General features: G+C 46.6%; 11 protein-coding genes. 6 read left to right on the top strand and 5 right to left on the bottom strand.

All coding sequences use genetic code 11. From position 1 onward, the window contains the following. The first annotated feature begins 5 nt into the window (after nt 1–5). The 3 genes from ACMJ0U_RS13020 to ACMJ0U_RS13010 are packed head-to-tail and all read left to right on the top strand — an operon-like array spanning nt 6 to nt 5,653. Complete coding sequence (locus tag ACMJ0U_RS13020; protein ID WP_417130293.1) at nt 6–1,124, top strand: efflux RND transporter periplasmic adaptor subunit; 1,119 nt, start codon at nt 6–8, stop codon at nt 1,122–1,124. 23 nt (nt 1,125–1,147) lie between these two features. After that, nucleotides 1,148–4,252, top strand: coding sequence for an efflux RND transporter permease subunit (locus ACMJ0U_RS13015; protein ID WP_417130291.1), 3,105 nt, complete (start codon nt 1,148–1,150; stop codon nt 4,250–4,252). 18 nt (nt 4,253–4,270) lie between these two features. Then, the gene (locus ACMJ0U_RS13010; RefSeq protein ID WP_278560430.1) at nt 4,271–5,653 is read left to right on the top strand and encodes an efflux transporter outer membrane subunit; all 1,383 of its coding nucleotides are present in this window, start codon (nt 4,271–4,273) and stop codon (nt 5,651–5,653) included. A gap of 63 nt (nt 5,654–5,716) precedes the next feature. Here the strand turns inward: ACMJ0U_RS13010 and ACMJ0U_RS13005 are convergent, their stop codons facing one another. The 5 genes from ACMJ0U_RS13005 to ACMJ0U_RS12985 form a co-directional block, all read right to left on the bottom strand. After that, nucleotides 5,717–6,253 carry a GNAT family N-acetyltransferase gene (locus tag ACMJ0U_RS13005; RefSeq protein WP_417130290.1) on the bottom strand — a complete coding sequence of 179 codons (537 nt, stop codon included), beginning with the start codon at nt 6,251–6,253 and terminating at the stop codon, nt 5,717–5,719. 21 nt (nt 6,254–6,274) lie between these two features. Next, entirely contained in the window at nt 6,275–7,561 is a 1,287-nt protein-coding gene (locus tag ACMJ0U_RS13000; protein ID WP_417130289.1) for a M64 family metallopeptidase, read from the bottom strand. Nucleotides 7,562–7,852: 291 nt separating this feature from the next. Then, nucleotides 7,853–10,159, bottom strand: a complete 2,307-nt coding sequence (locus ACMJ0U_RS12995; protein ID WP_417130288.1) for a TonB-dependent receptor — start codon at nt 10,157–10,159, stop codon at nt 7,853–7,855. A gap of 32 nt (nt 10,160–10,191) precedes the next feature. Further along, entirely contained in the window at nt 10,192–10,551 is a 360-nt protein-coding gene (locus ACMJ0U_RS12990) for a hypothetical protein (protein ID WP_417130287.1), read from the bottom strand. 20 nt (nt 10,552–10,571) lie between these two features. Further along, nucleotides 10,572–12,275: a bifunctional metallophosphatase/5'-nucleotidase gene (locus ACMJ0U_RS12985; protein ID WP_417130292.1), complete on the bottom strand. Its 1,704-nt coding sequence runs from the start codon at nt 12,273–12,275 to the stop codon at nt 10,572–10,574. 210 nt (nt 12,276–12,485) lie between these two features. Between ACMJ0U_RS12985 and ACMJ0U_RS12980 the strand changes: the two genes are divergently transcribed. The 3 genes from ACMJ0U_RS12980 to ACMJ0U_RS12970 are packed head-to-tail and all read left to right on the top strand — an operon-like array spanning nt 12,486 to nt 17,835. After that, nucleotides 12,486–14,624 carry a Tex family protein gene (locus tag ACMJ0U_RS12980; RefSeq protein ID WP_417130286.1) on the top strand — a complete coding sequence of 713 codons (2,139 nt, stop codon included), beginning with the start codon at nt 12,486–12,488 and terminating at the stop codon, nt 14,622–14,624. A 14-nt stretch (nt 14,625–14,638) separates the two neighbouring features. Beyond that, nucleotides 14,639–15,436 (top strand): NAD(+) diphosphatase, encoded by a 798-nt coding sequence (nudC, locus tag ACMJ0U_RS12975; RefSeq protein ID WP_417130285.1) that lies wholly within the window; start codon nt 14,639–14,641, stop codon nt 15,434–15,436. Then, nucleotides 15,433–17,835 carry a transglycosylase domain-containing protein gene (locus tag ACMJ0U_RS12970; RefSeq protein WP_417130284.1) on the top strand — a complete coding sequence of 801 codons (2,403 nt, stop codon included), beginning with the start codon at nt 15,433–15,435 and terminating at the stop codon, nt 17,833–17,835. Before nudC ends, ACMJ0U_RS12970 begins: the two co-directional genes overlap by 4 nt. Nucleotides 17,836–18,038: the final 203 nt, after the last annotated feature.

The raw sequence follows: 18,038 nt of genomic DNA, 5'->3' as shown, positions 1-18,038 counted from the left end.
CAGTCATTTTATCGCTTTATTTTATTTTTACTCGAGAAAAGAAACCCATATCTGAAACGCCCATCGTATCAGTTATGCCAGCCAGCCAGCAAAATGTACAAATCTTCGGAGAATATGTAGGACGTATCCGTGCCCAGCAATTTGTGGAAGTACGTGCACGTGTAGAAGGTTTTCTGGAACAAATGCTATTCGAGGAAGGAACCTCAGTCAAACGTAATCAAGTATTGTTTGTCATCAATCAGGACCAATATCGTGCCAAGGCAGACAAAGTACGCGCACAGCTGAAAAAAGATGAAGCCCAAGCACAAAAAGCCAAGCGTGACCTGGAGCGTATCCGTCCATTGTATGAACAGAATGCGGCCAGCCAGCTGGATTTGGACAATGCGGTAGCAGCTTACGAAACAGCCGTGGCAAGCGTGGGTATGAGCCAGGCAGACTTAGAACAAGCTGAACAAGAATTAGGCTACACGATTGTACGCTCGCCAATTTCCGGAGAAATCAGTGAACGTCACGTCGACTTGGGAACACTGGTAGGCAGCAATGGAAAATCGCTGCTGGCTACTATCGTAAAGAGTGATACCATTCTGGTAGATTTCAGCATGACAGCCCTGGACTATTTAAAAAGCAAGGAGCGAAACGTTACATTCGGTCAGAAAGACTCAACCCGCTCCTGGCAGCCTACTGTAACCATCACATTGCCTGACAATACTGTATACGAGCATAAAGGTCTGGTAGACTTTGCAGCTCCTCAGGTAAATCCTAAAACTGGAACATTCTCCGTACGTGCCGAACTGGCCAATCCGGACCACGTATTGCTGCCGGGACAGTTCACCAAAGTAAAGGTATTGCTCGACGTACGTGAAAATGCCACAGTAGTTCCCCAAAAGGCTCTTATCATTGAAAAAGGTGGAGCTCATATTTTTGTCATGCGAAAAGACTCAACCGTGGAAAGACGATTCATTGAGTTAGGCCCTGAATTCGAGAACGATGTAGTAGTAGAACGCGGATTGTCGGCCGGCGAAATGATTGTCTACGAAGGATTCCACAAACTGGCTCCTGGAATGAAAGTCCGCGTACAAGACCCGGAACAATTACAGAACGAAGCGAAAAAAGAGGAAAAATAACTCACCCCTAAACGAATTTACGCATGAAAGTCAGCTTTTTTATTGACAGGCCCGTATTCTCGGCTGTCATCTCTATATTAATCGTGATTGTAGGTATCATCGGTTTGATGATGCTGCCTATCGACCAATACCCGCAAATTACTCCGCCCGTGGTAAAAATCAGCGCCTCCTATCCGGGAGCCAGTGCCGTAACCGTATCACAAGCTGTAGCCACTCCGATTGAACAGGAATTAAACGGAACTCCAGGTATGCTTTACATGGAGTCCAGCAGTTCCAACTCAGGAGGATTCTCTGCCACTGTCACTTTCGACATTTCTGCCGACCCTGATTTGGCAGCTGTAGAAATCCAGAACCGTATCAAACTAGCGGAATCTCGTCTGCCAGCAGAAGTTGTTCAGAATGGTATCTCCGTAGAAAAACAAGCTCCCAGTCAGCTGATGACACTGTGTCTGACCTCGGACGATCCTAAATTCGACGAAATTTATTTGAGTAACTTCGCCACACTGAATGTACTCGACCTGCTCCGCCGTATTCCAGGAGTAGGACGTATCTCCAACATCGGAAGCCGCTACTATGCCATGCAAATATGGGCAGACCCAGCCAAGCTGGCTAACTTCGGACTTACGGTACAAGACCTTCAGAACGCGTTGAAAGACCAGAACCGCGAATCGGCTGCCGGTGTACTCGGACAGCAACCCGTAAGCGGAGTGGATATTACAGTACCTATTACAGCACAAGGTCGTTTATCATCGGCTTCCCAGTTTGAAGAGATTGTATTGCGTGCCAATCCTGACGGTTCACTCATACGTTTGCGCGATGTGGCCAGAGTCTCATTGGAAGCTTCTTCCTATAGTACAGAAAGTGGTATAAACGGAGGAAATGCAGCCATTCTTGGAATCTACATGCTTCCTGGAGCCAACGCCATGGAAGTGGCACAGAGCGTAAAAGAGGCCATGAAGGAAATCAGTAAAAGTTTCCCGGAAGGACTGGAGTACAACTTCCCGTTCGATATGACCACTTATATCTCACAATCCATTCATGAGGTATACAAAACATTGTTCGAGGCATTGGTGCTGGTAATCATCGTGGTATTCCTTTCACTGCAGAGCTGGCGTGCCACACTGATTCCGGTCGTAGCAGTCCCTATCTCTTTGATTGGTACTTTCGGCTTCATGCTGATATTCGGCTTCTCACTGAACATGCTGACCTTGTTGGGACTGGTACTGGCTATCGGTATTGTGGTGGACGATGCCATTGTAGTAGTAGAGAATGTGGAGCGTATCATGGAAGAAGAAAAACTCAGCCCATACGAAGCCACCAAGAAAGCTATGGAGGGTCTGGTAGGAGCTATTATCGCTACCTCACTCGTATTAGCAGCGGTATTCGTCCCTGTAAGCTTTCTGTCGGGTATCACCGGACAGCTTTATCGCCAGTTCACTATTACCATTGTAGTATCTGTACTTCTGTCTACGGTTGTAGCCTTGACACTGAGTCCGGTAATGTGTTCGCTGATTCTGAAACCAGTCGATCCGAATAAACCCAAGAACAAAGTATTCAGACTGATTAATGAATGGCTGGCTATCGGAAACAATAAGTACATTATCTACATCAAGCACGTCATCAAGCACCCGCGCCGTGTAATGGCAGGTTTTGGAATGGTATTGGTTTTCATTTATATGTTCCATCGCCTCGTTCCGACCAGCTTCCTCCCGATAGAAGACCAAGGATATTTCACCGTGGAACTGGAACTTCCGGAAACAGCCACTCTGGAAAGAACACGTGTCATAACTGACAGAGCAATCGACTTCATCATGAAAGACCCGGCTGTGGAATACGTACAGAATGTAACAGGTAGCAGTCCACGTGTAGGTACCAGTCAGGCCAGAAGCCAGCTGACCGTCATCCTGAAAGAATGGAAAGAACGTGACAATACTACCATTGATGAAGTAATGGACCGCATACGGAAAGAACTGGAAACCTATCCGGAAAGTAAAGTGTATCTTTCTACTCCTCCGGTAATTCCCGGACTTGGTACTGCCGGTGGTTTTGAAATGCAGCTGGAAGCACGTGGCGATGCCACGTATGACGATTTGGTGAGAGCTACGGATACGCTGATGTATTACGCTTCACAACGGAAAGAAATAGCTGGATTGTCTTCGTCTCTTCAGGCAGAAATCCCTCAGTTGTATTTCGATGTAGACCGCGATAAAGTCAAACTGGCTGGTGTTCCGATGGCAGATGTATTCTCTACCATGAAAGCTTACACTGGTTCTGTTTACGTGAATGACTTCAACATGTTCAACCGTATCTACCGTGTATACATTCAGGCAGAAGCTCCGTATCGTCAGCAACGCGACAATATCGGTCTGTTCTTTGTAAGAGGATCTGATGGTGACATGATTCCGCTGACAGCCCTTGGAACTACTGATTATACAACCGGACCGGGAAGTATCAGACGCTTTAACATGTTTAATACAGCCGTTATCCGAGGAACCACAGCCAATGGAGCAAGTTCCGGTCAGGTAATGGAAACGCTGGAACAAATTGCACGCGAAAAATTACCCGACAATATCGGTGTTGAATGGAGCGGTCTGTCCTATCAGGAAAAGAAAGCCGGCGGACAAACCGGACTCATCCTGGCGCTGGTATTTCTGTTCGTCTTCCTGTTCCTGGCAGCCCTTTATGAAAGCTGGACAGTGCCTATCGCCGTATTGATTTCACTTCCGGTAGCCGTTTTAGGAGCGTATGCGGGTATTACCCTCTGCGGTTTGGAAAATGACACCTATTTTCAGATTGGTCTGGTAATGCTTATCGGTCTTGCCGCGAAGAACGCCATTTTGATTGTGGAATTCGCTAAAGACGAAGTCGATAAAGGACGTGATATCGTAGAATCTGCTCTTCATGCAGCCAGCCTGCGTTTCCGCCCCATCTTGATGACCTCACTGGCCTTCATCCTGGGTATGCTTCCAATGGTGATTGCTTCTGGTCCGGGTTCAGCCAGCCGACAGGCCATCGGTACCGGTGTATTCTTCGGAATGATAGTAGCTGTTACCGTAGGTATTCTGCTCGTGCCGTTCTTCTTTGTAATGATTTACAAAGCTACCCACAAAATTAAAGCGAAACAGTAAACCTTACAGATGTAGCTTATGAAACTGAAAAATCAACTATATAAAATTTTGGTGATTCCCGTAGCAGCCCTCCTGATGGGAGGCTGCAAAATCGGGAAACAATACACCCGTCCTCAGATAGATTTGCCCTCTACCCTCGACAGCACAAGCGTAGATACCGTATCTATTGGTGACTATCCCTGGGAACAGCTTTATACGGACACGATCCTTCAGCAACTCATCCAAAAGACCTTGGACAACAACAAGGATATGCTGATTGCAGCAGCCAAAGTCAAGGAACTGGCTGCCATGAAACGTATTGATTATGCAAACCTCTTCCCTCAAGTCGGACTTAAGTTCTATGCAGAACAAGAAGGCGAAGACCACGGAGGCGGACACTATAAATCAGACGACCAGTATGATATAAAACTGGGAGTTACATGGGAAATCGACCTGTGGGGAAACCTGCGCTGGGCCAAAGACAAAAGTATGGCCGAGTTTATGGGTTCCATTGAGAATCAGCGGGCCTTGAAAATGAGTCTGGTGGCACAAGTGGCACAATCCTACTTTGAATTGGTGGCTCTCGACAATGAACTGTCTATCGTGAAAAAGACAGTAGATGCCCGCCGGGAAAGTCTGCATCTGGCACGTATCCGCTACGAAGGGGGACTGACTTCAGAAACGGCCTTCCGTCAGGCACAGGTGGAATTGGCAAGAACAGCCACTTTGGTTCCCGATCTGGAAAAGAAAATTACATTGAAACAAAATGAAATAGCCTTCTTAGCTGGAGAATATCCTCACGACATAAAAAGAACAGTCCTGCCTGAAGATGTAATTCATGCAGCTTCCTTACCCGTGGGACTCCCCTCTTCCTTACTGGAACGTCGACCGGATGTACGCCAGGCAGAACAGGCCGTCATTGCTGCCAATGCAGCCGTAGGAATTGCTTATACCAATATGTTTCCTAAACTGACACTGACAGCTAGCCATGGTTCAGAAAACGACGAACTTTCTCATCTGTTCAAATCGCCTCATTACTTATTGGCGGGAACCATTCTTCAGCCTATTTTCGCCATGGGAAAAAACCGGGCCATGTTGAAAGCAAAGAAAGCTGCCTGTGAACAAGCTGCCTACGCATACGAGAAAGTGGTACTGAACGCTTTCAAGGATGCTTACAATGCCATAGCAGAATATAACAAGGTAAAAGAAATCTATGAAACCCGCTTGCGACTGGAGCAGTCTTCGAAAATCACACTTGATTTGGCTCAGCTGCAATATATCAACGGAGTAATTGGTTACATGGATTTGCTGGATGCACAGCGAGGTTACCTGGATGCCCAAATCGGATTAAGTAATGCCGTACGTGACAAACAGATTACGATGGTTAATTTATACAAGGCCTTAGGAGGAGGCTGGCAATAATCCTCCCATAAGAAACGCGGAAACTGATATGTCAATGAATCAAGTTTCCGCGTTTTTTGTATATTATACGGATTCTACCCCATATACCCTACGGTAAATTTCATCCCGTATAGATTCAAATTCCTTGTCTATCGTTTCTGTTCCTACATACATCAGGAACATGGGAAGTGTTTCACCTCCCTTACGGTACGAAGGCTGTACATACTCTTTTTCGCATAAACGGAATCCGCACCGCTGATAAAAACCGATACGTCGGCGACTCCATTCGTCCACCGGTTTCTCCACTTCCAGAATAATGACTCCCGGGAATTGTCGTAGGAGAACTTCCATGATTTTCCGTCCATACCCTTTATTGCGTACAGATGGAGAAGTAGCCAGATGCTCCACATAAGAAAAACCGGCAAACCGCCACACAGTAATAAGCCCGACCAGAAGCCTATCATCTGAAATCAAGTAGCAGGTAAAGGCTGCGCAGTTATCCACATTATCTCGTTGTCCCACATCATCCCTCCGCTCCGCTTCAGGAAAAGACTCATGCAACAGGTTTTCTACAAAAGAATAGCCTTTGTCTGTGGTTTGAAGTGGTGTAAATTGAAGCATAACTAATAGATTTAGAAATTATTACTCTGTATAAAAACGAATCGTCCGCTCCAAGGAACGCTGGCATACGGGACAGAACACAGGTGCCTCATTGATTCTCATCCGGCATTCCGTGGTCGGACGATAAATTCCTTTTTTAGTGTAACCTGCCCCTTCGTATACCCCGACTTTTGTATAAATTAGTTTTTCATCGGTCTGAGGTGCTGTCGGCACAGGAGTTCCCGGTTCCAGCATATCCTTCCATTTATCTTCAAAATGAACCAAAGTCGTGATGTTCGGTTCCCAAGGCTCTATATCATAAGGATACAACGGACTGGGAGCCTCATCATACGCATATTCATCGGCCAGTCCCCCAAAACTATGCCCAAATTCATGTACCACAACTGGTCTGAACATAGAATGATGTGCCGTAGTTAAAGTGTAGGAGTTGTAAATACCTCCTCCTCCGTAGGTATCCGTATTGGCAAGGATAATGATATGTTCGTATGGAATGCCTGCCAACCAGTTATGAATGGCTTTCACGCTACGGGTAGTCAGATAACGGTCGGAGTAAAACGTGTCAAAATGCGAGCTTACGGCTGTTTTTTTCCATTCATCCTTTCGGGGAATGCTTACCCCGCTATCTTTTGACTCACTGAATACAGCCACAATGTTGAAGCGGTCTTTCAACTTCTTAAACGGCTCATGTGCAAACAAAGCTTCACACGCCACCGCCGCATCTTTATAAAACAAGTCTGATTCATTAACTGCATAACCTTCTGCCATAATGGCCACGTCAATGCATTTGTCTGAAGAACCTCCTTGCCACAAGTAGCGATGCGGTGTCAGTTCTCCTTCCCCCCTTTGATGAATCAGAATATCTGAAGGATTAATCTCATGTACCAGCGTGGCACTCACTTCACGGGAGGCATTCCGCAAAACGACGGTGATTTCTGCCGGCTGTTTGGGATAAGGAACTAAAAACGTATTCTCAAATCCTCGTTTCACCACCTTGGCTTCCTGTTCTCCAATCCATTCCTGAAATAAGCTGGAGAAAGAAGTACGATAAATAACCTTCCCGGTAGCCTTATCCTTCATGGTTATCTCTCCATTTCCCTCCAATGGAAGTTCCGACAAATGATGACGTCTTCCTGCCCACTGCGGAAGAGCCGACAATTCATCCAGACAAATATCCTGCTTGTCCGCATTTCCCATAAATATATAATCCAGACGAAGCGTCTTGTCTACAAAATAATCTTCGAAAGTCTGCGCAAAGGTACCACTGCTGAGTGACAGACCCAATGCAAAAATCAATGCTGCTCTTTTCATACATTCTTTTATTTTCCCACAAAAATAGCGAAATGTCTTGTTTTTACACAATCTGCCAGGCAGAAAGCGCTTCAATGCATCACTCTTTCATAAAACTAGTACTGTTCATGAAGCATTCCAGTACTTCCACGAAAGTACTACAGTACCGCAAAGGAAATACTCCAGTACTTTCAGGAAAGTACTACAGTACTGCAAGGGAAGTACTGGCCTTACATGAAAACACTTTGAACAACACATAAAAAAAGCGGTGCCTCCACCGAGAGACACCGCCATCCAAATAGTTATCATCAATTAATTAAAGAACTTTATCCCAATAAAGTATGTACGCGGCTGGGTAGGCCCATAGAAATATTTGGAGTCACGATTCATACCTTTATCCAAATCTTTCTGGAAAGCATTGAATATATTCTGCACACCTCCGTTTACCTGCAACTTCAAATGGTCATTCAGCACAAACGTATAATTCAGCTTCAGGTTGAAATCCATAAAGTCAGGGGTATGTTCCAGACGGTCTTTCTCGATGTATCCGGCAAAGTGAGGAACAATCATGCGTCCCGTATATACGCCGGAAAGAGAAAAGTCAAAGTTCTTCAACGGAGCCGAACTGAACGTAAAGTACCCATAGTAATCCGGCGTACGCGGCATGCGTTTGATAGCTGCTACATCCTCATCTTCGCTCCATCTCACCGCTTCCGTGTAACGGCTGCGCTGTACCGTAAAGCCTAACTGCAACTGTGCTTCCTTTCCATGGGCAATCTTGTAATCGATATTGGCTCCATACACTCGTGCACCGTTCCCGTTTCTGCGTTCCTGCACCAATGTGCCCGATACAGGGTCCTTTCCTAAACTTTCCAGATAGAATACATCGTTCAACGCCGTATAGAAACCTTCAATCAGCAAGTTCGACTGGAAATGTCCGAAATTGAAACTCCAGTCTACAGAACCACTGAAACTGTTGGAGCGTTCCGGTTTCAATCCTTTTGCCAGCCGCACTTCCATGGCCTTACCTCCTACGGCTGCCACATGCAAGTCCTCATCGTATGCCTGAGGCGCACGGAAACCCGTCGACCAGGTCAGACGTCCCTGAAATTTATCTGAAGGCTTCCAAAGGGTATTAATACGCGGACTGAAAATCACATCATCCACCAAATTGTGTTTATCCAAGCGGAACCCTGCCAATATCGTGAAATAATCCAGCTTCCATTCATTCTGCACAAATCCGCTGGCAATCTTCACATCCTGCTTCAAGTCACGTCCGTAACCTGTCATCACATCATGCAAGGAGTTATACTGGTACTCCAGTCCACCGGTAAAGGTCGCCGGAGAAAAGAGGCAGTTGTCCATGTTGCCTACATACATAGCACCACCTACAGCGGTCAAGTCATTGGTTTTTCCGTATGCATTCGCCGCCTTGTCTGCCCCATAATAGCTGTTACGGTCGGTGTGCTGTGCCGAAGCGTATACAGAAAGCTTGTGCTTGTACTCATTGAAGAAAACATCATACGTCAGTCCACCACTGTTAATGATGTGCTTGGTCTGTTCCGTAATATCCGTTTCGTGAGGCTGCAAGTCAAACTTGTTTCCTCCGCGACGGAACTCGTTGGTAGTATGATATTCCAGACTGATACGGCTGAACTGTGTCGGACGGTAATATGCCCGCAATCCGAATGTATTCATATTCAGTTTACCCAATTCCGAGAATCCGTCTCCATCCGCATCATACGGATTACGGTTGCGATAAGACTGATACAGCGCGATGCCATACGAATTGTCGGAAGATACCAATGACGCATTGGCTCCCATATACTGTTCCCACACCTTTCCGTTCAAGTTCGACATGGTAGAAGCCACCTGAAACGAATTGCGCACGGGGTCTTTGGTAATAATATTAATGGTACCTCCCACGGCATTGGCTCCAAATAAGGCAGAACCACCTCCACGAACCACTTCCACACGTTCAATCATATTGGTCGGAATCTGCTCCAGTCCATACACGCCCGAAAGCGCACTCATCACCGGACGACTGTTAATCAGGATTTGTGAATAAGGCCCCTCCAGTCCATTGATACGCACCTGAGGGAAACCGCAGTTCTGGCAATTGTTTTCCACACGTAATCCCGACTGATAGTTCAGCGATTTAGCCAAATCAGTAGAATTGACAATCTCAAACAACTTGTTATTCATCACATTCACCACCACAGGCGCTACCTTACGGCTGGTTTCATTCCGGTTGGCCGATACTACCACCTCATCCGTCATGATACTTTCTTCCTCCATGACAAAATGCATGTCGACCACAAAGTCTTTGCTCACTGTCACCTTCTTTACCTGAGTGGTATATCCCATTATCTGCACCTTCAAGGTGTATTCACCTTCCGGAAGCTTTTTAAAACGGAAATACCCTCCGGCATCCGTCACCGTACCTTCTCCAGTTTCCACCAACAACACGGTAGCATAAGGCAATCCTGTTTCCGATCTTTTCTCAATTACATGTCCCACAATGGCATTTCCTTCTTTTACAGGACCATCAGCGTATGCAATAGTACAGCTGACAAGAGCGCATACCACTCCCATCAGCAAATTGATATATTTTTTCATTATTTGCTCCTAAAAAATTAATACTATGTTCTTCAAATTCCCAATAAGAACGATGGTACAGGAGGAGCACGAAGGTACATCCCTTCCGTACAACAGCATACGGCATGGAATGTATTCTTTATATAAGGTAATGAATAGAGCAGATGCAAATCGGGAGTCTTTACTTCCGTATGCCCAGGCTCCAATGAAGAAAAAGTCGACAGAAAATGCAGCGCCAATGTCTGCCCGTCACTATGAGAGTGAGAATGCGAGAAGGGATGCGAGTGCACAAGCATCACCCCGTTTACCACATGCACGTGGGCAAACAGGGAAGTCGTGGCATAATATGCGGCAAACAAAGTGGCCAGACACAATGCCCATAGTCGTATATGTTTGCGGAACCCTCTACACATTTTCCGTCTTCCTACGTATTTTATTCGTTATCTTTGTTTCCAAACAGAAATTCGTAATCACGCTTAGCGGCAGGTACAGTCCATTTTTCAGGAACAAACTTCCACTGGTTCAGCGGAGCCGGATTCAGTACCTTGACTTCCTCAATCCGTTTCATCAGGTAATAGCGTAAATCTTTATCCGTTGAAAAGACAATACGTTTTGACAATTCTGCTTTAGGAATACCTGCTCCCTTGGTCAGCAAGTCTCCTCCTCCATTTCCACGATAAGAATTGACGGCTACCCGATATTGCTTGTCCATATCAAACGGTTTACCGTCGGCCATCCGCTCAATCGTAATTCTCTTTCCGTATGGTTGGGTCACATTCACTGTATAGATGATACCCGCCGCAGAATCAAAATTGAAGCTGGGATTACGGAAGCGACCGAAACCGTTGTCTTTTTCGTTCAGCAACAACAGGTGGTCATCTGGCGAAGTCATCTGGTTTACCCAAAGGTCATACGACATTTCCAGAAAATCCTTTACTTCCTTTCCGGTCAACACCATCGTGTAAAGCATGTTCTCAAACTTATATAAGTTGAACATATCGCTCATACGAATGTCTCCTTCTTTAATCTCGGCATAAGCCGACAAAGGCGCACAGAAAGAAATATCCGCTCCGGTAATATCCAGTTGCAACTGATGAATCAAATCAATAAAAGCAGACGGGCCAAAGAACGCATCCTTAGAAGAAATCGTATGCTCAATCCGTCCGATTTTCCGGGACACAAAAGCCTGCGTTTCCTCATACTGTTTCTGGAAAGTATGCATGAAATCCTTATCCACGACATAGTCATCCATGTTCACCAACTTTCCGTCGACCTGCTTCGATACAATCTTTCCATTCTGTTTCTTCACCGTTACGGTCACTTCTGACACCACTTTTGCCGTATTGGCCGGATCAATCACCAGCACAGAATCGCCCGATGCATTGGCCACTCTTTCATTCCAACGGGTATGGTCGTGTCCCATAAAAATGACATCGAATCCCGGCACATTGGCAGCCACGCCTTTCGAACCGTTTTCTACCACATTGTCCAGTTTCTTTCCATCCATTCCTGAATGAAACAGTCCAATCAAAACATCTGGTTGTTCTTTTTCACGAATTTCCTTCACCCATTTCGCCGCACATGCTTCCATGTCCTCAAAACGAAGTCCAGTCCATAATTGTTCAGGCAACCAGGAAGGTATTGCCGGAGTAATCATTCCCAGTACAACAACCTTCACTCCATCCCGTTCCAATACCTCATAGGGTTTCAAATAAGGTTTTCCAGTCTTCACATCTATGATATTGGCACCAAGTACCGGAAAGTTACACTGTCTCACCCAACAATCGTACACCGCATGACCTGTCTCCACATCATGATTACCCATGTTGCCCACATCATAGCGCATATAGTTCAGCATGGCAGCACAGACATGTACGGAAGTGGTATCCATATAATTGTAGTAATAAGCCACAGGCTGTCCCTGTAGAATATCACCGTTGTCCATCAAAATAAGATTGTCGCCATACACCTCACGTTCTTCCTTCACGTACGAAAAAACGCGGGCCAGACTTCCTCTCATCTGCTTGTTCTGTATAAAATCATAGGGGAAGTAGCATCCGTGCACATCGCTCGTCTCTACAAATTTCAATGTGATGGTTTCCTCATTATTCGAGGCTTTCAAATGCCCTTGACCCATACCGAGTAATGTGATCAGGCTGATTAAAGAGTAAAATCGTCTAGTCTTCATTTTCGCAGACTTTCATATAAGTTTTTGCAAAGATACGAGAAGTTGCCGACATTCCCGCAGAATACTTCCTAAAATACCCAAATACGAAAGATTTCCCAACCGCTTTTTTATGCTATTTTTTCACTACTTTTGCAACCAAATAATATAAAGCCCCTATCAATGGAAGAATTCAGCCAGATGATTGCCGCCGAACTGAAACTGCCGGCACATCGCATAGCCAATACACTTAAACTGCTCCAGGGAGGAGCGACCATTCCTTTCATCAGCCGTTACCGTAAAGAAGCTACCGGCGGACTGGATGAAGTGCAGATAGGCGACATTCAAACACGATATGAGAAACTGTGTGAATTGTCCAAACGAAAGGAAACTGTACTTTCCACCATCGAAGAACAAGGAAAACTGACTCCAGAACTACAAGACCGCATTTCAGCCTGCTGGAATGCGACTGAACTGGAAGACATTTACCTACCCTTCAAGCCCAAACGAAAAACCAGAGCCGAAGCTGCACGTGCCAAAGGACTGGAACCGCTGGCCCTCTTGCTCATGATGCAAAAGGAAAATAATCTTGCTGCCAAGGTACGAAACTTCGTCAAAGGAGAAGTAAAAGACGAGGAAGATGCACTGAAAGGATCACGCGATATTCTGGCAGAACAAATCAGCGAAGACGAGCGGTCGCGCAACCTGATGCGCAACCAGTTCCAGCGCCAGGCCCTCATTCAGTCAAAAGTGGTCAAAGGAAAAGAAGCAGAAGAAGCTTCGGCCAAGTACCGAGACTATTTTGATTTCTGTGAGCCCTTGAAGAAATGTTCTTCCCACCGCCTGCTGGCCCTTCGCCGGGGAGAATCGGAAGGAGTATTGAAAGTAACCATTTTCCCGGAAGATGAAGATATATGCAACGAACGCCTGCAAAGGCTATTCGTACGGGCAAACAACGAATGTGCGCACCAAGTGGAAGAAGCTCTCACCGATGCCTACAAGCGCTTGCTGAAACCTGCCATTGAAACTGAGTTTGCCGCACTCAGTAAGGAGAAGGCTGATGAAGAAGCTATTCGGGTATTCGCAGAAAACCTCCGTCAACTATTGCTGGCCCCTCCTTTGGGACAGAAACGGGTGATGGGTATCGACCCCGGATTCCGTACGGGATGCAAAGTGGTCTGTCTGGATGCACAGGGCACCCTGCTGCATAATGAAGCCATTTATCCCCACCCGCCCAAATCTGAATATGCACAGGCATCCCGAAAGATTGTGAAACTGGTGGAACAATATAAAATCGAAGCCATTGCCATCGGGAACGGGACGGCCAGCCGCGAAACAGAGCAGTTTGTAACCAGCCAGCGTTACGACCGCGAAGTACAGGTATTCGTCGTCAGCGAAGACGGAGCGTCCATTTACTCCGCCTCGAAAACAGCCCGCGAAGAGTTTCCGGATTATGATGTGACGGTACGTGGTGCCGTATCCATCGGCAGAAGGCTGATGGATCCATTGGCTGAACTGGTGAAGATTGATGCCAAATCCATCGGGGTGGGACAATACCAGCACGATGTAGACCAGACCAAGCTGAAGGCTTCACTCGACCAGACCGTAGAAAGTTGTGTCAACCTGGTGGGTGTGAATGTTAACACCGCCAGCAAGCACCTGCTGACTTATGTTTCCGGATTAGGCCCTACACTGGCCCAGAACATCGTGGACTACCGTACCGAAAACGGTCCGTTTGAGTCACGCCGCCAGTTATTGAAAGTGCCGAGAATGGGTGCCAAAGCTTACGAACAGTGCGCTGGATTCCTCCGTATTCCGCAAGCCAAGAATCCACTGGACAATTCTGCGGTTCACCCGGAAAGCTACCCGATTGTGGAACAGATGGCTAAAGACCTGAACTGCACCGTAGCCGACTTGATTAAAGACAAAGAGCTCCGCCGTAAAATTGATTTGAAGAAATACGTGACCGACACGGTTGGTTTACCCACTCTGACGGATATTCTTCAGGAACTGGACAAACCGGGAAGAGACCCTCGCCAGAAAATACAAGTCTTTGAGTTTGAAAAGAATGTCCGTACCCTGGACGACCTGCAGGAAGAAATGGAACTGCCCGGCATCGTAACCAACATCACCAACTTTGGCTGCTTTGTCGACATCGGTATCAAGGAAAACGGGCTGGTGCACGTGTCACAACTGGCTGACCGTTTTGTCAGCAATCCGGCCGACGTGGTACGCATACATCAGCATGTACGTGTCAAAGTCATGAGCATTGACCACGAGCGGAAACGTATTCAGCTCACCATGAAAGGATTGAACAACTAAATTGACAGATAACGATGAAACAAGATGAAAAGGAGCTGTGCGGCTGGTTTATTTTTTGCCCCAAACAGCAGCTCCTTCTGGTTAAAGACGGAGACAAGTTCCACATCCCATATTCCGTGGAACTTCCCGCACAGCTTCCTGCTGATACGCCCATACATACCGTCGGGGAAATTCTGGGCCATCCGGCAAAAGCATGTGCCCTTCCGCTGGAAGCACTAACAGAACAAGACACCCCATTTATTCCGACAGACCTGCGCGCCTCGTACGATGTACTGCCGCTGGAAGAATACCAATGCGCCGGGAAAGCCTCTCAAATACTGACATGGGACAAGAACAGCCGCTTTTGTCCGGCTTGCGGCACCCCCACCACACAGACGGGCCCCATCACCAAACGATGCCCTCACTGCGGACAGGAAATCTATCCGCGTATCTCTCCTGCTGTCATCGTTTTAATAAAGAAAGGGGACAGTGTACTACTGGTACACGCACGCAACTTCCGGGGCAGTTTCAAAGGACTGGTAGCCGGCTTCCTGGAACCTGGCGAAACACTGGAAGAGTGCGTACACCGCGAAGTGATGGAAGAAACCGGTATCCGTATCAAAAACCTGAAGTATTTTGGGAGCCAGCCCTGGCCTTATCCAAGCGGCATCATGGTGGGATACTATGCGGAATATGAGAGTGGAACCATCAAATTACAGGATGAAGAACTGAGTGCCGGAGCATTCTACCACCGCGACCACCTGCCGGAAATCCCCAAGAAACTAAGTATTGCGCGAAAGTTGATTGACGCATGGTTAAACAACGAGATATGAAAAAAGCAGCATCATTTCTTATCCGACTTTTTCAACAGCTTCTGAGCCGGATAGTCAAAATCGGAAAACAGTGCATAAGCTGGTATGTACATACTTTCCGCAAATTGCCATGGTATGGGCGTACCGGAATGGGAATCCTGACCGGTATCGGCATGCTCATTGTCCTATTAGTCATGATTGACCTCAACTTCTTATGGTTGTTCGGAAAATCACCGAGCATGTTCAACATCAAAGAGCCTATACAGCACATTGCCTCCGAAATTTACAGTGCCGACGGAAAACTGATTGGAAAATTCTATTCAGAAAACCGTACACCGGTGGAATACAAGGATATTTCTCCAATACTGGTCAAGACGCTGGTCTGCACGGAAGACGAACGCTTTTACAAGCATTTCGGCATCGACTTTGAAGGAGTATTTGCTGCCGCCAAAGACTATGTAGCTCACGGAACGGCACGCGGAGCCAGTACCATTACCCAGCAACTGGTCAAAAACCTGTTTAAGGTACGGTCTCAATACTCTACCGGACTCTTGGGGCATATCCCCGGAGTAAAACTGCTGATTATGAAGGCTAAAGAATGGGTTACAGCCGTCAAGATTGAAATGCTGTACAGCAAGGAAGAGATTCTGACCATGTATCTCAACACGGTAGACTTCGGAAGCAACGCATTCGGTATCAAGACGGCCTGCCACACCTATTTTAGTACGACTCCCGATAAAATTACCGTGGAACAGGCTGCCACGCTTATCGGTCTGCTGAAAGCTACTACTTATTATAATCCTAAAATCAACCCCAAGAACAGTCTTTCACGACGGAATGTGGTATTGGGAAAGCTCTATGAACACCATGTACTGAACAAACATCAACTGGATTCTATCCGGAAACTTCCCACTATTCTGAAATTCAAACAGGAAAGCTATAATACCGGTCTGGCACTTTATTTTCGTGAAGCCATCGCCAATGAGCTGAAAGAATGGTGCAAGGAAAATAATACAGACCTCTACAGTGACGGACTGAAAATTTATACGACACTCGACAGCCGGATGCAGCAATATGCCGAAGAAGCAGTCAACCGTCAGATGCGCGAAGTACAGAAACGGTTTGATGCACACTGGGGCACACAAGTTCCGTGGAGAGACCGGAATGGAGAAGAAATTCCACGCTTCATTGAAGAACTGGCCGAAAAGACACCGGCCTACCAAGATCTTTCCCATAAATACGGCCACCAGACTGATTCCATTACCTACTATCTGAACCAGCCTCATCGATGCAAGGTATTCGACTATGACCACGGGCAAAAAGATACCTTGCTCAGTACCATGGACTCTATCCGCTACATGGAACGCTTCATGCACTGCGGATTTGTGGCCATCGCTCCGCATACGGGAGAAGTAAAAGCATGGGTCGGCGACATCAATTTCCAGTCATGGAAATACGATAAGGTACTTTCCAAGCGTCAGCCTGGCTCTACCTTCAAACTATTTGTCTATACGGAAGCCATGAACCAGGGATTATCTCCCTGCGACCTGCGTGTGGATGAAAACATTCCCTGGGAAGTAGAAGAAAATGGAGAAAAGAAACTCTGGATGCCTCACAATGCCAATGGAGGTGCCACTCTCGATACCATGTCCCTGAAAATGGCGTTTGCCCAATCAGTCAACACCATTGCTGCCAACATAGCCCATGAAGTGGGCATCCACCAGATAGCCACTACCGCACACCGCATGGGAATCCAGACCAAGCTGGAAGAAACACCGGCCCTTAGCCTGGGAGCTTCTGACGTATCGCTATTGGAGCTGGTTTCTGCATACGGCACCGTGGTAAACGATGGAGAAGCCATTCAGCCCATACTGATTACCCGTGTAGAAAATAAAGACGGAAAAGTTATCTACCAAAAAGAAGTCGAAACAACCCAGGCTATTCCTTACGCCAGTGCCTACCTTATGCAACAGATGTTAAGAGGTGGACTTACTTGTCCGAAAGGAACTTCACAAGCGCTTTGGCGTTTCCGTATCTTTGATAAGGGTACGGAGTTCGGCGGGAAGACCGGTACCTCTTCTAACCACTCCGATGCCTGGTTTGTGGGTATCAGTCCCAATCTAGTGGGAGGTGCCTGGGTAGGCGGAGAATACCGCAGCATTCATTTCCGCACGGGAGAACTGGGACAGGGCAGCCGCACGGCACTTCCGGTGTTCGGCTATTTCATGGAAAAGGTTTTGGCTAATCCGGAGCTTGCCGCACTTTATGCCAAGAAATTCCCAAATCCTAAAGAAAAACTGGACCGTTCATGGGATTGCAACGACTATTTCCCTCACTATTGTGACAGCGATTCCATCCTTATCACACTGGGCGATTCATTATTTTTCGAAGCAGGACACAACTCTCCAGCAGAAGATTAACCTATTGATTTTCACACAAATCTTCATCCAGCAAAAAATGCACTTGCGTTTAAGACAAAACGCTTTGACGTTTGAATCAAAACGCAAGTGCATTTAAGATAAAACGCCTTTGCGTTTGCATTGAAACGTACTTGCGTTTCAAGCCAAACGCAAAGGCGTTTTTTAACGACCTTCAAAACACCTATTAAGTATGTAAAAATCTA

Source organism: Phocaeicola sp. (genome assembly GCF_048170425.1).
Classification (GTDB): Bacteria; Bacteroidota; Bacteroidia; order Bacteroidales; family Bacteroidaceae; genus Phocaeicola.
Note: the sequence above shows the minus strand (reverse complement) of the source record. Positions and strands in the feature narration are given on the sequence as shown.

Bases quoted from the DNA above. Each gene is read 5' to 3' on its own strand.
- nudC (WP_417130285.1), top strand. From the start codon at position 14,639: ATGAAACAAGATGAAAAGGAGCTGTGCGGCTGGTTTATTTTTTGCCCC.
- ACMJ0U_RS12970 (WP_417130284.1), top strand. From the start codon at position 15,433: ATGAAAAAAGCAGCATCATTTCTTATCCGACTTTTTCAACAGCTTCTG.
- ACMJ0U_RS12980 (WP_417130286.1), top strand. From the start codon at position 12,486: ATGGAAGAATTCAGCCAGATGATTGCCGCCGAACTGAAACTGCCGGCA.
- ACMJ0U_RS12985 (WP_417130292.1), bottom strand. From the start codon at position 12,275: ATGGGTCAAGGGCATTTGAAAGCCTCGAATAATGAGGAAACCATCACA.
- ACMJ0U_RS13015 (WP_417130291.1), top strand. From the start codon at position 1,148: ATGAAAGTCAGCTTTTTTATTGACAGGCCCGTATTCTCGGCTGTCATC.
- ACMJ0U_RS13005 (WP_417130290.1), bottom strand. From the start codon at position 6,253: ATGCTTCAATTTACACCACTTCAAACCACAGACAAAGGCTATTCTTTT.
- ACMJ0U_RS12990 (WP_417130287.1), bottom strand. From the start codon at position 10,551: ATGTGTAGAGGGTTCCGCAAACATATACGACTATGGGCATTGTGTCTG.
- ACMJ0U_RS13000 (WP_417130289.1), bottom strand. From the start codon at position 7,561: ATGAAAAGAGCAGCATTGATTTTTGCATTGGGTCTGTCACTCAGCAGT.
- ACMJ0U_RS13010 (WP_278560430.1), top strand. From the start codon at position 4,271: ATGAAACTGAAAAATCAACTATATAAAATTTTGGTGATTCCCGTAGCA.
- ACMJ0U_RS12995 (WP_417130288.1), bottom strand. From the start codon at position 10,159: ATGAAAAAATATATCAATTTGCTGATGGGAGTGGTATGCGCTCTTGTC.